Source organism: Halobacillus sp. B23F22_5 (genome assembly GCF_043497085.1).
Taxonomy (GTDB): Bacteria; Bacillota; Bacilli; order Bacillales; family Halobacillaceae; genus Thalassobacillus.
Window position 1 is genome coordinate 26,287 of the sequence record NZ_JBIEKI010000018.1, and the last position, 14,969, is coordinate 41,255.

General features: G+C 41.6%; 15 protein-coding genes and 1 riboswitch. Of the genes, 14 read left to right on the forward strand and 1 reads right to left on the reverse strand.

Annotated features, from left to right (window positions below):
* Positions 1 to 9 precede the first annotated feature (9 nt).
* The 14 genes from ACGTN9_RS17710 to ACGTN9_RS17775 all read left to right on the forward strand — a co-directional run bounded on the left by ACGTN9_RS17710 (position 10) and on the right by ACGTN9_RS17775 (position 13,905).
* Positions 10 to 375, forward strand: a complete 366-nt coding sequence (locus ACGTN9_RS17710; protein ID WP_093046003.1) for a carboxymuconolactone decarboxylase family protein — start codon at positions 10 to 12, stop codon at positions 373 to 375.
* Positions 376 to 610: 235 nt separating this feature from the next.
* Positions 611 to 751, forward strand: a complete 141-nt coding sequence (locus ACGTN9_RS17715; protein WP_499595289.1) for a YuzK family famiily protein — start codon at positions 611 to 613, stop codon at positions 749 to 751.
* 248 nt (positions 752 to 999) lie between these two features.
* Positions 1,000 to 1,785, forward strand: coding sequence for a Fe-S cluster assembly ATPase SufC (gene sufC / locus ACGTN9_RS17720; protein ID WP_028783601.1), 786 nt, complete (start codon positions 1,000 to 1,002; stop codon positions 1,783 to 1,785).
* An 18-nt stretch (positions 1,786 to 1,803) separates the two neighbouring features.
* A complete protein-coding gene (sufD, locus tag ACGTN9_RS17725) occupies positions 1,804 to 3,114 on the forward strand; it encodes a Fe-S cluster assembly protein SufD (RefSeq protein ID WP_499595292.1) in 1,311 nt (436 codons plus the stop codon).
* Positions 3,114 to 4,334, forward strand: a complete 1,221-nt coding sequence (locus tag ACGTN9_RS17730; protein ID WP_499595295.1) for a cysteine desulfurase — start codon at positions 3,114 to 3,116, stop codon at positions 4,332 to 4,334. The genes sufD and ACGTN9_RS17730 overlap by 1 nt, the downstream gene beginning before the upstream one ends.
* On the forward strand, positions 4,324 to 4,770 hold the full coding sequence (gene sufU, locus ACGTN9_RS17735) for a Fe-S cluster assembly sulfur transfer protein SufU (protein ID WP_028783598.1): 447 nt from the start codon (positions 4,324 to 4,326) through the stop codon (positions 4,768 to 4,770). Before ACGTN9_RS17730 ends, sufU begins: the two co-directional genes overlap by 11 nt.
* Positions 4,771 to 4,803: 33 nt before the next feature.
* Complete coding sequence (gene sufB, locus ACGTN9_RS17740; RefSeq protein WP_499595297.1) at positions 4,804 to 6,201, forward strand: Fe-S cluster assembly protein SufB; 1,398 nt, start codon at positions 4,804 to 4,806, stop codon at positions 6,199 to 6,201.
* 170 nt (positions 6,202 to 6,371) lie between these two features.
* A complete protein-coding gene (locus ACGTN9_RS17745; RefSeq protein ID WP_499595299.1) occupies positions 6,372 to 7,199 on the forward strand; it encodes a sulfite exporter TauE/SafE family protein in 828 nt (275 codons plus the stop codon).
* Between the two features lie 12 nt (positions 7,200 to 7,211).
* Positions 7,212 to 8,603: a bifunctional metallophosphatase/5'-nucleotidase gene (locus ACGTN9_RS17750; protein WP_499595302.1), complete on the forward strand. Its 1,392-nt coding sequence runs from the start codon at positions 7,212 to 7,214 to the stop codon at positions 8,601 to 8,603.
* Positions 8,604 to 8,703: 100 nt separating this feature from the next.
* On the forward strand, positions 8,704 to 9,015 hold the full coding sequence (locus ACGTN9_RS17755) for a YunC family protein (protein ID WP_085506696.1): 312 nt from the start codon (positions 8,704 to 8,706) through the stop codon (positions 9,013 to 9,015).
* 219 nt (positions 9,016 to 9,234) lie between these two features.
* A complete protein-coding gene (gene yunB, locus ACGTN9_RS17760) occupies positions 9,235 to 10,020 on the forward strand; it encodes a sporulation protein YunB (protein WP_254901714.1) in 786 nt (261 codons plus the stop codon).
* 81 nt (positions 10,021 to 10,101) lie between these two features.
* Positions 10,102 to 10,286: riboswitch (Lysine riboswitch) on the forward strand.
* 170 nt (positions 10,287 to 10,456) lie between these two features.
* Positions 10,457 to 12,040, forward strand: coding sequence for a Na+/H+ antiporter NhaC family protein (locus tag ACGTN9_RS17765; RefSeq protein WP_499595305.1), 1,584 nt, complete (start codon positions 10,457 to 10,459; stop codon positions 12,038 to 12,040).
* Between the two features lie 229 nt (positions 12,041 to 12,269).
* Positions 12,270 to 13,805, forward strand: a complete 1,536-nt coding sequence (locus ACGTN9_RS17770; RefSeq protein ID WP_499595307.1) for a sodium-dependent transporter — start codon at positions 12,270 to 12,272, stop codon at positions 13,803 to 13,805.
* A gap of 1 nt (position 13,806) precedes the next feature.
* Complete coding sequence (locus tag ACGTN9_RS17775) at positions 13,807 to 13,905, forward strand: methionine/alanine import family NSS transporter small subunit (RefSeq protein ID WP_499595309.1); 99 nt, start codon at positions 13,807 to 13,809, stop codon at positions 13,903 to 13,905.
* A 70-nt stretch (positions 13,906 to 13,975) separates the two neighbouring features.
* On the opposite strand, the gene ACGTN9_RS17780 is transcribed toward ACGTN9_RS17775, so the two are convergent.
* Entirely contained in the window at positions 13,976 to 14,965 is a 990-nt protein-coding gene (locus ACGTN9_RS17780) for a M23 family metallopeptidase (protein ID WP_499595311.1), read from the reverse strand.
* Between the last annotated feature and the right edge of the window lie 4 nt (positions 14,966 to 14,969).

Consider the following 14,969-nt stretch of genomic DNA (forward strand, 5'->3'; position numbering starts at 1 on the left):
GGTTTTTTTATGGAAGAACAAAAAATGACATTCACAGAAGCGTATCTTCAAGAATATAAGCATGGAATTGGAACATTCACAGAGAAAATGCCGAAGATCGCTCATCACTTCAATGCCTTTACAGAAGCAGCCTTTGAGGCTGGAGAGCTTTCTGAAAAAGAAAAGCAGTTGATTGCACTTGGAATCAGCGTGGTAGCCCAAGACGAGTATTGTATGATTTACCACACTAAGGGATGTATTGATCAAGGGGCAAGTGAAAAAGAAATTATGGAGGCTTGTGGAGTTTCTGCAGCCTTTGGGGGCGGGGCTGCAATGAGCCAGGCTGTTACTTTAGTACAAGAAGCGTATCAAGAGTTGCAAAATTTGCAACATTAAGTATAATTCGAGCAAAACGGAGCAACGAGGAGCAAATTTGATTATATATCCTTGGTGTCCTGTTAAATGTTGTATAAAAATACAATTAGTATACCATCCGGTTATTTTGGTTTAAATGCGTTTTGGTCGGGGTAATATACCTGTGCTACACTTAATAGCATACAAAAACCGAAAGGATTGATTTATTATTAACGACCAACTTAAGCTGAATTATACTTCCGAAATGGAGAAAGCTATGCAGCAATCCCACGGAATTGGCTATGCCGAATATAGCAACAAGTTAGATCAGCGATTAAAAGTTGAACAGCGTCGTCAAAAAGATTACGAAGAAAGCCGTAAAATAGTGGCTGAAGTAGATCGTCAATTGCATAAATAATAAATTAAAAAAATCAGGTGGTAGCATACCACCTGATTTTTTCCGTTTATATCTATATAATAAGGAAAGTCCGTGTTATCCTAATAAGGTAGACTTTTTAAACCAAATGGTTTAGAAAGTCTGGTACGTACAGTGAAAAAAGTTGATAACAGTTTCGAAATGATATAAGATTGTAATGAGAATAGATTGAGAATGGATGATGATCCTTAATCAAAAAATGATTTACAATAGATATGGAGGTATTAGTTATGGCAGGATCTACTTTAGAAATTAAGAATCTTCACGTAGCGATCGAAGGTGAAGAAATTTTAACAGGTGTCAACTTGACTATAAACGGTGGAGAATTCCACGCAGTAATGGGACCAAACGGAACAGGGAAATCCACATTGGCATCAGCGATCATGGGTCACCCAAAATATGAAATTACTGAGGGTGAAGTTTATATTGATGGGAAAGACGTATTGGAAATGGAAGTAGATGAACGTGCGCAAGCGGGGCTATTCCTTGCAATGCAGTACCCAAGCGAAATCAGTGGTGTAACAAACTCTGACTTCCTTCGTTCTTCTATCAATGCACGTCGTGAAGAAGGCGATGAGATCTCCTTGATGAAATTCATTAAAGAGATGGACGGAACAATGGACTTATTAGAGATGGATAAGAACATGGCACAACGTTATCTTAACGAAGGGTTCTCCGGCGGTGAGAAAAAACGTAATGAGATCCTTCAATTGATGATGCTTAAGCCTGCTATCGCAATCTTGGATGAAATTGACTCTGGATTGGATATTGATGCCTTGAAAGTCGTTTCTAAAGGTATTAATCAGATGCGTGACGACAACTTCGGCTGCTTGATCATCACTCACTATCAACGTCTATTGAACTATATCACTCCTGATAAAGTACACGTCATGATGAAGGGCCGTATTGTGAAGTCCGGTGGACCAGAACTGGCGCAACGCCTGGAAGATGAAGGTTACGACTGGATCAAGCAGGAGCTTGGAATTGAAGATGAAACTGTAGGTCAAAAAGCGTAAACAGATAGGAGGGATACCATGACAGTAGAAATCTCACTAGGGTACGACAAAGAATATGTCACCAAATTTTCTGAAGGCTTGAACGAACCAGAATGGATGAAGACCCTTCGTCTGGATGCATTGCAGCAAGCGGAACGCCTGCCAATGCCAAAGCCTGATAAAACAAAAATCGACCGCTGGAACTTCACCAAATTCACACATGATTTACGTGGGGAGAAAATGGAGTCGTTAGCGGAGTTACCAGAACAAATCAAAAGCTTTATTGACCAGGATAAAGCTGAACAAAACTTAATTATTCAAAGAGATCAACGTGCCGCTTTTGCTTCCTTATCTCAATCCTTGAAAGATAAAGGTGTCATCTTCACAGACATGAAAACAGCGGTTAATGAACACAGCGATCTTGTAGAAAAATATTATATGAAAGACGGGATTCAAGTAGATGAACATCGCCTGACTGCGTTGCATGCTGCGTTGATGAATGGCGGAGTATTCGTTTATGTTCCGGAGAACGTACAAGTGGAAGAACCACTTCAAGCGATTTTCTGGCAGGAAGATCCGGAAGCTGCTTTATTCAATCATGTCATTGTCGTTGCGGATAAGAACAGTTCCGTGACTTATGTGGAAAATTATCTTTCTCATAATAATGAAGACGAAGAAGCAGTAACTAATATTCTTACTGAAGTATTTGCTCACGATAATGCAAAAGTTTCGTTTGGAGCTGTAGATAACCTCGGCGCTGGCACTACTACGTATGTAAATCGCCGTGGGGTTGCAGACCGCGATGCAAAAATTGAATGGGCACTTGGCCAGATGAATGACGGCTCTACTATCTCGGAAAACTACACCTACCTGATGGGTGAAAATTCTCTTGGTGATGCGAAAACAGTATCTGTGGGACGCGGAAACCAAAAGCAGAACTTCACTGCACGAATAGTCCATTATGGTAAAGCTTCCGAAGGGTATATCCTGCAACACGGCGTCATGAAGGATAAAGCGACTGCCATCTTCAATGGAATTGGTAAAATTGAACATGGTGCTTCTAAGTCCAACGCTGAACAAGAATCACGTGTCTTAATGCTAAGTAAAGATGCCCGTGGGGATGCAAACCCAATTCTTCTGATTGACGAAGATGATGTAACTGCCGGTCACGCAGCATCTGTAGGCCGTGTCGACCCAATGCAACTATTCTATTTGATGAGCCGCGGTATGTCCCAAAAAGAAGCTGAACGTCTTGTCATTCATGGCTTCCTGGCTCCTGTAGTCAATCAACTGCCGATTGAAGCGGTGAAAGAACAGTTGACACAAGTGATTGAAGGGAAAGTAAATTGATGGATATTAAAGCTGTCCGTCAATCCTTTCCGATTCTGGATCAAGAGGTTAATGGACATCCGCTTGTATATTTGGATTCATCCGCCACTTCACAGAAGCCTGCTTCTGTAATTAAAAAATTGGATGACTATTATCGAGGTTACAACTCCAATGTTCATCGTGGTGTCCACACTCTTGGCACGAAAGCTACAGATGAATATGAAGGAGCCCGTGAGAAGGTTCGCCGCTTCATCAATGCTAACAGTACGCAAGAGGTTATATTCACTCGTGGAACAACGACCGCAATCAACACGGTGGCTTCCAGCTATGGGCGTGCAGAGCTTGGCGAGGGAGATGAAATCGTCATCACTCCGATGGAACATCACAGCAACATCATCCCCTGGCAGCAAGTGGCAAAAGCTACTGGAGCAACCTTAAAATATATCCCGCTTCAAGCAGACGGTACCATTGATTTAAAAGATGTGGAAGAAACCGTTACGGATAACACTAAAATTGTAGCAGTCATGCATGTATCTAATGTATTGGGTACGATCAACCCTGTTAAAGAAATAACGGAAATCGCCCACCGGCACCAGGCTGTCATGCTTGTCGATGGGGCGCAGAGCGCTCCCCATTTAAAAGTAGACGTGCAAGATTTGGATTGTGATTTTTATGCCTTTTCTGGTCACAAAATGTGCGGACCTACAGGCATTGGCGTACTTTATGGCAAGCGCGCCTTATTGAATGACATGGAACCATTTGAATTCGGCGGTGAGATGATTGATTTCGTTAATCTCTACGACTCAACGTGGAAAGAGTTACCTTGGAAGTTTGAAGGTGGAACGCCGATTATCGGTGGTGCTATCGGTCTCGGAGCAGCGATTGATTTCATCAATGAAATTGGGCTTGAGGAGATTGAAGCTCATGAGCATATGTTAGTCGACTATGCGATGGATCGTATGAGGGAGATTGATGGCCTGACGATTTATGGCCCTGAAGAACGCGCAGGCCTGGTCACTTTTAACCTGGATGATGTACACCCGCATGATGTTGCTACCGTACTTGACGCGGAAGGCATCGCGGTCCGTGCCGGCCATCATTGCGCACAGCCATTGATGCGTTGGCTGGATGTTTCAGCTACTGCCCGTGCCAGCTTTTATTTGTATAATACAAAAGAAGATATTGATCGACTTGTCGAAGGATTACAAAAAACAAAGGAGTATTTTGGCGATGTCTTTTAATAACCTGGATACACTTTACAGACAAGTCATCATGGATCACTATAAAAACCCACGAAACCGTGGAACCATTGAAGGAGACGACCACATGTCCATCGACATGAACAATCCTACCTGCGGGGATCGCATTCAGTTGCAGCTGCAAGTAGAAGATGGGCTGGTCAAAGATGCTAAGTTTGATGGAGAAGGATGTTCCATCAGTATGTCTTCTGCTTCCATGATGACGCAAGCCGTCAAAGGAAAGCGTGTAGAAGATGCTTTGGCGATGTCAAAGCTCTTTTCAGATATGATGCAAGGAAAAGAGATTGATGAGCAGGAATTTGATTTAGGGGATATCGAAGCACTACAAGGTGTATCGAAGTTCCCGGCTAGAATCAAATGTGCCACATTGGCATGGAAGGCTATGGAAAAAGGTGTTGACGAACAAGGACAGTCTTAGTCGCGGTATAACACCAAAAGGAGGTTTTTGATTATGGCCAAAAAGGCGCCAGAAATCGAAGATTATAAATATGGGTTCCATGAGAAGGATATTTCCATTTTCCGTACTCAAAGAGGACTGACAAAAGAAATTGTTGAAGAAATTTCCCGCTATAAAGAAGAACCGGAATGGATGCTTGACTTCCGCTTGAAGTCATTGGAGCATTTTTATAAAATGCCGATGCCTCAGTGGGGCGGAGATCTTGCTGAACTTGATTTCGATGAAATCACTTATTACGTTAAGCCATCTGAGCGTTCTGAGCGTTCCTGGGATGAAGTCCCAGAGGAAATCAAAAATACGTTTGATAAATTAGGAATTCCTGAAGCAGAACAGAAATACCTTGCTGGTGTATCTGCTCAGTATGAATCTGAAGTAGTCTACCACAACATGCAAGAGGACCTGGAAAAACAGGGGATCATCTTTAAAGACACAGACTCTGCTTTGAAAGAAGACGAAGAACTTTTCAGAGAGTATTTCGGAAAAGTAATTCCTCCATCTGATAACAAGTTTTCTGCATTGAACTCTGCGGTATGGTCCGGTGGTTCTTTCATCTATGTACCAAAAGGTGTAAAAGTGGATACGCCACTACAAGCTTATTTCCGTATCAATTCAGAAAACATGGGACAATTTGAGCGTACGCTGATCATCGTAGACGAAGACGCTTCTGTCCACTATGTAGAAGGTTGTACAGCTCCTGTCTATACAACAAACTCCCTGCATAGTGCAGTCGTTGAAATTTTCGTTAAGAAAAATGCGTATTGCCGTTATACCACTATTCAAAACTGGGCAAATAACGTCTATAACCTGGTTACGAAGCGTGCTACTGCAGATGCCAATGCAACAATGGAATGGGTCGATGGGAACCTTGGTTCCAAATTAACCATGAAATATCCTGCTGTTATCTTGAAAGGCGAAGGCGCACGTGGAATGACATTATCCATTGCCCTGGCAGGTAAAGGACAGCATCAGGATGCCGGTGCGAAAATGATTCATCTGGCACCGAATACGTCTTCTTCCATCGTTTCTAAGTCTATTTCTAAGCATGGTGGAAAAGTAACGTACCGTGGTATCGTCCAATTCGGACGTAAAGCAGAAGGTGCACGTTCCAACGTTGAATGTGACACACTTATCATGGATAATCAGTCAACTTCTGATACCATCCCTTATAACGAAATCATGAACGAGAATATTTCGTTAGAGCACGAAGCGAAAGTATCTAAAGTGTCTGAAGAGCAGCTCTTTTATCTGATGAGCCGTGGTATTTCTGAAGAAGAAGCGACAGAAATGATTGTCATGGGCTTCATCGAGCCATTTACTAAAGAGCTCCCAATGGAGTATGCGGTTGAAATGAACCGTCTTATCAAATTCGAAATGGAAGGTTCCATCGGTTAATCCCCGATCACTTTCGATTTGAAATGAACCGTGCTGTTGATATGAATCAGCAGCACGGTTTTTCTTATTTCTTAACGGGTATGGGTATGGAAAAGAGTTTATCATCTCTTCCATGCTATACATAAACAATGATATGTTAGTATGAGAATGTAAATATGGATGTGAAATAAATGGTATTCGTTTTAATCATCTCCGCACTTATCGGATTGGTTTCGGCTTTTTTCGGGAGTATTGCCGGGCTTGGCGGAGGAATCATTCTCGTCCCTGTCATGTTGTTCTTAAGCCAGACTTTCGAGGCGTTCAGTTGGGCGACGCCTCAAAAAATAGTAGGAATATCTATAATTACGATGATTTTCACAGGTATGTCCTCCGCTTTATCCTATATGAAAAGTAACCGGGTAGATTTTAAAAGCGGATGGATTTTTCTTATAGGAAGTGTTCCTGGAGGGATCCTGGGGTCCTTTTTGAATCAGTTTTTTTCTGCCGGAAAATTTTCGCTATTATTTGGGATATTAATGTTATTAGTATTCGGTGTGTTTTTCCTGCCCAGAAAAAGTAAGAAGGCCCCGTTAGAAAAAAAACGGGGTGGGATCCAACGGGAAATGGAACTCGATGGAGAGATACACCGGTATGCTTATTCTTCGATTGCTGGTGGTTTGTTGGCATTTTCAGTGGGGATGATGTCCGGACTATTCGGAATCGGCGGTGGTTCCTTGATGGTACCGGCCATGATTTTATTATTTGGTTTTCCCGCCCATGTTGCAACAGCCACATCGATGTTTATGATTTTCTTTATGAGCATATCCAATTCTGTTACCCACATCCTATTAGGTAATGTAGAATGGTTATACACACTGGCGTTTATTCCAGGAGCATATTTAGGTGGCATGTTAGGGGCAAAAGTGAATAAAGTGTTGAAAGGACAGTACGTCGAATGGTTTCTTAGAGTGATGTTGATAATTGTAGCGATTCGATTGATCTTGAAGGGTATAGGATAAGGAGATTTGATGATGAAGGAAAAAATATTCTTATATTATACGAATGATCTTCACAGCCATTTTGAAAATTGGCCACAAATCATTGGATATTTTAATCAACAAAAAGATAAACGGGAAAGACAGGGCCAGAGTTATTGGCTGCTGGATAATGGGGATCATGTAGACAGGTTCCATCCCATTGCTGAAGGATTGATGGGAAAAGGCAATGTCGAGCTGTTGAATCAGGCAGGATACCATTTTGCCAACCTTGGAAATAATGAAGGCATTACCTTATCACGTGAAGGATTGTACGAATTATATGATGAAGCTGATTTCGAAGTGTTATGTGCCAATTTGAAAAGAGAGAAGGAACCACAGCCCTCATGGCTTAAAACCCATAAAGTGGTCGAGAGCAAGCAAGGAGTGAAAATCGGGGTCATCGGTTTGACTGCTCCCTTCCAATTGTTTTATAGCATGCTTGGGTGGAGTGTCGAACCTCCGTATGAGACCTTAGAACGAGAACTGTCGGCATTATCCGAACAAACAGATATCATCGTGCTGCTGTCCCATCTTGGCATCAATGATGATGAAGAAATCGCACGCCGGTTTAAAGAAATAGATATCATCATTGGAGGTCATACCCACCACCTGTTCAGGAGTGGTGAGTTTATTGGAAATACGTTACTTACTGCTGCAGGCAAGCATGGTACTCACCTGGGAGAAGTTATGATGGAGTGGGATCATGAGATAGGGGAGTTGACACGAAAAGAAGCCTATGCCATCCCTACAGAAGATATGGCGAAAGACCAGGTCACTGCCGAAACTTTACAAACGATCAGGGAAGAAGCGATAGCTAATTTGAAAGAGCATGTGACGGAATTGCCTGCCCCTGAAGAAATAGGCTGGTTTCATGAAACAAAATTGATGAAAGAGCTGGTAGAAACGCTTCAAGAATGGACGGAAGCGGATATCGCGATGCTTAATGCCGGCGTATTACTCGATCATTTGGCTGCCGGAGAAGTTTGTTATGAAGATGTCCATCGTATCTGCCCCCATCCGATGAACCCTTGTAAGGTAGAACTGACTGGAGATGAGCTCCTTGAAGTAATCCGGGCAGCACATACTAAAGAGTTTACTGAAATCAAGTTGAAAGGGTTTGGCTTTCGCGGTGAAGTCATTGGGCGTATGGTGTTTTCCGGAATTGAAATCCATACAAAAAAAGATGACCATGGAAATGAACGGGTAGAAAAAGTTCTTTTCAAAGGAGAACCGTTAGAACATGACGCTGTTTATCAGGTAGCTACCGCAGATACATTCACCTTTGGGCGGCTGCTTCCTGAAGTAGCGTATGCAATGAAGAAAAAATATTATATGCCTGAACTGTTAAGGGATTTGCTTGTAGCGACATTGAAACGCGAAAATTAATATAAGCTCTAACGTTTGAACAAACGTTAGAGTTTTTTTAAATTCTTTTCACACCTTTATGTCCTTCCTCATAGGGTAAAACAAAAAGGATGTGGGGACCATCATTGATGTGAAACCGATTTTCATAGAAGAATACCCCTTTACTGCTATTAGTGTGGCACTTCCTAAAACCAACTTGCTGATTGTATCTAATGATGAGGGCTATATCATGTGTGCTGCTCTCGATGTAGATTTATTAAGTGAAAAGTTAGCAGATCGTAAGGTGATTGCCGGTCGGGCTGTCGGTGTCCGTACCATTGAACAGCTGCTTGACGCACCTCTTGAGAAAGTGACTGACGCAAGTAAAGAAAAAGGGTGGTCTCCTGGAATGACAGGTAAAGAAGCCCTTCTAAAGCTTGTTTCAAGAGAATAAGATAATATACAAAGAAGCCGTCATCTTTGACGGCTTTATTTTATGTGTAAAAAGAGAATAGCTATTTGAATTTATGCCAAACTTTCGTTCGTTCAAAATCAACTGACCAGTTACTATCCTGATATTACTGCATTTCCTGTAGGTTATATTTCAGATGCTTCAAGAAGCTTATACTAATTAATGAAAAAGATACATATGATGTCCCAAGGGGGGAATCAGGTGAGCAAGTATTCTAAAAATCATGCACCTCCATCGATGGGAAAAATATTCTTAGTTACTTTCATATTCTTTATATTCTTCACTATTCTTGGTCTATGGATCATCAACAAAGGCATTACCCCTACACTGATTGAAATCGCTGAAACCAGAACAAAGCAGTTTGGAAGAGATGCGATTGTGGATGCTGTTGGAAAACGAATCGCTGATGATCTTACCTATGAAGATTTAATGGATATTCAAAAGGATAATAACGGCAACATCGTGTATATGGGTTGGAATTCAGTCGTGGTCAATCGTGTATTAAGGAATACTACTTTCCGTGTACAGAATTACTTAAGACAAATAGAAAAGGGCAATTTGCCTGATCCTGGAGCTCCTTTGGATGTTCCATTAGATGAAGAGAATGATGTAGATGAAATTGAAGAATCACCTATCCTGGTGCGAATCCCTATCGGCCAGGCAACTAAAAATACATTGCTTGCCAATCTAGGTCCAAAAGTTCCAGTAAGATTCCAGGTAATCGGTTATGTAGAGTCCAATGTAGAGAATAATATTACTGAATACGGGATTAATTCAGCGCTGTTTGAACTGGTAATTCATATCAAGGCAGAAGTAAGGATTGTGATTCCTTTTTCTACAAAGACCTCTACCGTTACAGCGGATATACCGGTTGCCCACAGTACGATCATGGGACCAGTTCCTGATTTTTATAATGGTTCCGGTGGAGAAAAATCACCGTCATTCTCTGTCCCTATGGACGGCTTTCAAGTTGATCCATCCCAGTAATCATTAAAAATATCTTGCATAACTCATGAACAATTGATACAATACGTTAGGAAATTTTAATATTGCGTGACCTTATCAGATCGGTGAGGTAGAGGCGCAGGCTGCATGAGTAATCAACTGGAGAATGACAACGATGATGGTTGGTGAAAGGGCTGTCTGCCGAAGCATGAAGTATGGTCAAATACGGAAATGCTGGTGCTTTTCCTAATAGGAAAGGCACTGTCATGCATACTAAAGATATGGATGCATGGTGCGCTACTGATCGAAATGAAGGATAATCAAACTTGCTGTCAAAGAGCAATGAAGGATTATTTTTCTTTCATTGTTCTTTTTTTATTCCTCATTTACCCCAGTAGTATATCCACATACCCATGGCATCCCCACATTCAAATGAATGTGACTACCTTAAGAATCACAGATATGGAGGGGAACTAGCATGGAAGGTACAATCTACTCTTTGATACCTGCAATTTTAATGCTTTTATTGGTTATTGTTACACGCAAGGTTATATTGTCTCTCGGCATCGGAATCGTTATAGGTGCTTTGCTTCTTTATAATTTTAATATTATGGATACAATGGCAGCAATTTGGACAATGTTTTATGAAATATTCATAGTTGACACCACAAATCTTTTATCCCTAGAAGGATGGAATATGGGCAATATTTATCTTTTCTTATTCTTAATCCTGCTTGGAATGGCAACTGCTTTCATGACAGCCTCTGGGGGCAGCAAGGCATTTGGTGAATGGGCCATCAATCGTATTAAAACTCGCACGGGTGCACAGGCGGTACCGGCATATTTGGGAATCATCATTTTCATTGATGACTACTTCAATGCTTTGGCAGTGGGACAGGTAGCTCGTCCATTAACGGACCGGTATAAAATATCACGCGCCAAACTTGCTTATTTCATTGATTCTACCTCTGCACCGGTTACAGTTATCTCTCCCATTTCCAGTTGGGGCGCCTATATCATTGGTACAATCGGCAGTATTCTCGTGGCGAATGAAATATCTGACTTTCAGCCTCTGGAAGCTTTCGTTAAAATGATACCTGCCAACCTTTACGTATTTGCTGCTTTATTATTAGTGTTTATGGCAGCATATATGAAGCTTGATATTGGACCAATGAGAAAACATGAAAAAAGAGCATTGGAAACAGGGGAAGTAACTGACCCATCACGCGGGGATATCCCGGGAGACCTGAATGATGAATTCAAGCCACATAATAACGGCAGAATATATCATTTATTAGTTCCGATTGCTGTGTTGATTATCGGAACCATAGGGGCCATGGTAGTTACAGGTATTCAAAATACAGAGGGAACGGCCACCTTGTTGGCCACTTTTGAAAATACGAATGTGAATATTTCATTATTCATAGGAGGATTACTGTCAGTCATTACTGCGGCAATTTTCTATGGGCTTCAGCCGGCTCCTAAATCGAACATGGGTAATGTACTGTGGGAAGGGACAAAAGCTATGCTTCCAGCTATTTATATTTTAGTTTTTGCCTGGATCATCGGTTCCGTTATCGATCAATTAGCTACAGGAGAATATTTAGCTGGCCTTGTGGAAAAAGCTTCCATAAGCCCTGCATATCTGCCATTTTTGATTTTCTTGGTCTCCGGCTTCATGGCCCTTGGAACTGGTACTTCCTGGGGAACATTCGGAATTATGCTGCCAATAGCCGGTGAAATTGCTGCTATATCAGATGTAAGCCTGATACTACCAGCATTATCAGCAGTTCTGGCAGGATCAGTTTTCGGAGATCATTGTTCTCCGATTTCCGATACAACCATTTTGTCCTCGACCGGAGCAGGCTCCAACCATATCGATCATGTACTCACCCAGCTTCCTTATGCATTGATTGCTGCTTCCGCAGCAGGTATTGGTTATCTAGTGTTAGGATTCAGCGGTCAAGTTCTGCTTCCATTGATTTTGACATTAGTAATTGTAGCTGTCATAGGTCTTTTGATTCATTTGATTTCACCATCATTTAAAGTAAATAAACAATAACAGGAAAGAAGCGCGTCAAAGTCATGACGCGCTTTTTTTGTTTGTTTTTTCCTGTAATAGAAAAATCTGAATAATTTAATATTTCTTTGACACCCTTCTTTAGTCACGGTATAATACAAGCAGATAAGCTTAATTATCTGAAAAAAGTAAATTTTTCTAACATTCTCTCTTAAAAACAAGCATAATAGAAGAGTGAGGGAGAATTAAAACAAAAGGGAGGTCTTGCATTATGGAAAAACGTTCACAATGGGGGACGCGGGCTGGTTTTATATTAGCGGCCATGGGCTCTGCTATCGGCCTGGGTAATATTTGGCGATTCCCCGCAGTAGCTTATGAGAATGGTGGGGGAGCATTCTTTATCCCATATTTATTCGCACTACTGACTGCTGGTATTCCGCTATTAGTTATGGAGTTTACCATTGGTCATAAATATCGTGGTTCAGCACCGCTTTCATTCTTCCGAATGAATAAAAAAACAGAATGGCTCGGCTGGTGGGCAGTACTGGTATCATTCGTCATTTCTACGTATTATGCTGTCATCATTGCATGGGCGATTTCTTACAGCTACTTTGCATTCAACTTAAGCTGGGGACAAGATACAGAGGCTTTCTTATTTAGTGATTATTTGAACTTATCCGTAGATCCTGGTCAAACAGGAAGCCTTGTACCTGGTGTCTTTTTCCCATTAATCATCGTATGGCTGATTACTCTGGGTGTTTTGTTCAAGGGTGTCAAGAAAGGTATTGAAGCTGCAAACAAAATTTTCATACCAACTCTTGTAGTCCTATTCCTGATTATTGTGCTTCGAGCTATTACTTTGCCTGGAGCAGCAGAAGGTTTACAAACTTTCTTTGCACCAAATTTTGATACGATCATGAATGGAAGTGTATGGGTTGCAGCCTACGGGCAGATTTTCTTCAGTTTATCCATTGCCTTCGCAATCATGATTACGTATTCCAGTTATCTTCCGAAAAAGTCGGATATTACAAACAATGCCTTCATTACCGGATTTGGTAACTCAAGTTTTGAATTGCTTGCAGGTATTGGTGTCTTCGGTGCACTTGGTTTCATGGCACAGCAAAGTGGAGTTGGTGTCTCTGAAGTAGTAAGTGGCGGCGTAGGTCTTGCATTTGTAGTCTTTCCACAAATTATTAACGAGTTGCCTGCTCTCAATGGATTATTTGGTTTCTTATTCTTCTTGTCATTAGTTTTGGCTGGTCTCTCCTCATTAATTTCAATTTCAGAGACTTATATTGCCGGGCTAAAAGAAAAACTTGGAATTTCCCGTACTGCCGCTGTAGGAATTGGTGGTGGCTTAGCGGCTCTTATTTCTATCCTGTTTGCTACCCAGGGTGGATTATTCTTCCTCGATGCCGCAGACTATTTCATCAACCAATTTGGTGTAGCGTTTGTAGGGTTGGTTGAAGTAGTTATTATTGCATGGTTCCTTCGCAAGCTTACCGATTTTCAGGATCATGCGAACGCTATATCAGATATCCGCCTAGGCAGCTGGTGGAAAGTTAGCTTAGGAATTATTACACCGATCGTGCTCGGTTATATGATGTTTGATTTGTTTAAGCAAAATATTTTAAAAGAGTTTGATACTGAAACAGGAAACTATGAAGGATATACAGATGCCTTCATTACATTTGGTGGATGGTCAGTAGCGGCAGGTGCCCTGGTAATTGGCATCTTGCTCTCCTTTAAGCGTTGGCATGCGAGCTCTTTGAAGGAAGATAAACAGAGCAAAGAGGAGGTCGTTTAATATGACAGGCAGTGCAATTATAATGATGGTTATTGGCATGGTTGTTATATGGGGAGGCCTGACGGCAAGTATCATGAATGCTGTCCGTAAATCTAAATAATAAAGTATAGAGCGCCGTACATTGGATTGTACGGCGCTCTATTTTACATAGGGAAATATTTTTTCAGTTCCTAATCCCTGGCCATCCGTTCCCACTTTCTCAAATATGGATAAGGGTCGAACGACCATTCGCTATAGCCGTTATCTTTATACATACCATAATGCAAATGAGGTGGAAACTTGCCTGAGGTACCTGGAGGCCCATAGCCTGTGGCTCCAACAGAACCGATGACATCCCCAGGTTTGACGACATCACCGACACTCACCCCGTCTTCAAAACCATTCAAGTGAGCATAGTAGTGATAGATGTTAAAGATATCCCGGATTCCGATGCGCCATCCGCCATATCTATTCCAGCCTTTCATTTCAATGACCCCATAAGTGGTGGATTGCACAGGTACGCCATAATTAGCGAAGATATCTGTACCTTCATGAATCCTTCTTCCCCCGAAACCTCGTGCATCACCCCATGTGCTTCGGTAGCTATAGTTGGCATGGAGCGGCACAGGAAAGTTACGGTCAGTTAGATGGATAGTACCAAAATGCTTAAAGACACGTGCATTATTCATGATTGTTTGGACACTCAAATCCCGATGGTAATACTGCCATAAAGCTATTTTAATATCGTCAGGAGTATGACCAAAGGAAGAAAGGTATGATGCGATGCTATATAACACATCCTCATCGTTATTTTTATCTGCTATTCCATCACCATTCCCGTCATTGCCCCAACCATTGAACATTTCTGTAATTAATGGAGATTGCTGCGCCGTTTGGTTTGGGTTGTCCAATCCATTCCAGAATACATTTTCTGGCTGAATAGCGGTTACTCTGCCCTCAGGGAGGTCTTCATTAACCTGACGTTCAAATTGATCTACTGCGGCCAGGTAGTACCAGGGTATGAGCGTAGTAGCAGCAGTTTTTTTATATAATTCCATACGGGTTTGATTTTCTTCTTTTTTTAACTCTTCTTCGCTTTTTTCTGCTCCAAAAGTAATCGAGCAAAAGAGGTTTCCTGCAAACATTAAGAGCAGGAAGAGAAGTATAGTTGTTCGTTTCATCATT

Coding starts and splice junctions, on each gene's coding strand:
- ACGTN9_RS17715 (WP_499595289.1), top strand. CDS start 611: ATGCAGCAATCCCACGGAATTGGCTATGCCGAATATAGCAACAAGTTA.
- ACGTN9_RS17765 (WP_499595305.1), top strand. CDS start 10,457: ATGGAAGGTACAATCTACTCTTTGATACCTGCAATTTTAATGCTTTTA.
- ACGTN9_RS17750 (WP_499595302.1), top strand. CDS start 7,212: ATGAAGGAAAAAATATTCTTATATTATACGAATGATCTTCACAGCCAT.
- sufB (WP_499595297.1), top strand. CDS start 4,804: ATGGCCAAAAAGGCGCCAGAAATCGAAGATTATAAATATGGGTTCCAT.
- sufC (WP_028783601.1), top strand. CDS start 1,000: ATGGCAGGATCTACTTTAGAAATTAAGAATCTTCACGTAGCGATCGAA.
- ACGTN9_RS17730 (WP_499595295.1), top strand. CDS start 3,114: ATGGATATTAAAGCTGTCCGTCAATCCTTTCCGATTCTGGATCAAGAG.
- sufU (WP_028783598.1), top strand. CDS start 4,324: ATGTCTTTTAATAACCTGGATACACTTTACAGACAAGTCATCATGGAT.
- sufD (WP_499595292.1), top strand. CDS start 1,804: ATGACAGTAGAAATCTCACTAGGGTACGACAAAGAATATGTCACCAAA.
- ACGTN9_RS17745 (WP_499595299.1), top strand. CDS start 6,372: ATGGTATTCGTTTTAATCATCTCCGCACTTATCGGATTGGTTTCGGCT.
- ACGTN9_RS17775 (WP_499595309.1), top strand. CDS start 13,807: ATGACAGGCAGTGCAATTATAATGATGGTTATTGGCATGGTTGTTATA.
- ACGTN9_RS17780 (WP_499595311.1), bottom strand. CDS start 14,965: ATGAAACGAACAACTATACTTCTCTTCCTGCTCTTAATGTTTGCAGGA.
- ACGTN9_RS17710 (WP_093046003.1), top strand. CDS start 10: ATGGAAGAACAAAAAATGACATTCACAGAAGCGTATCTTCAAGAATAT.
- ACGTN9_RS17770 (WP_499595307.1), top strand. CDS start 12,270: ATGGAAAAACGTTCACAATGGGGGACGCGGGCTGGTTTTATATTAGCG.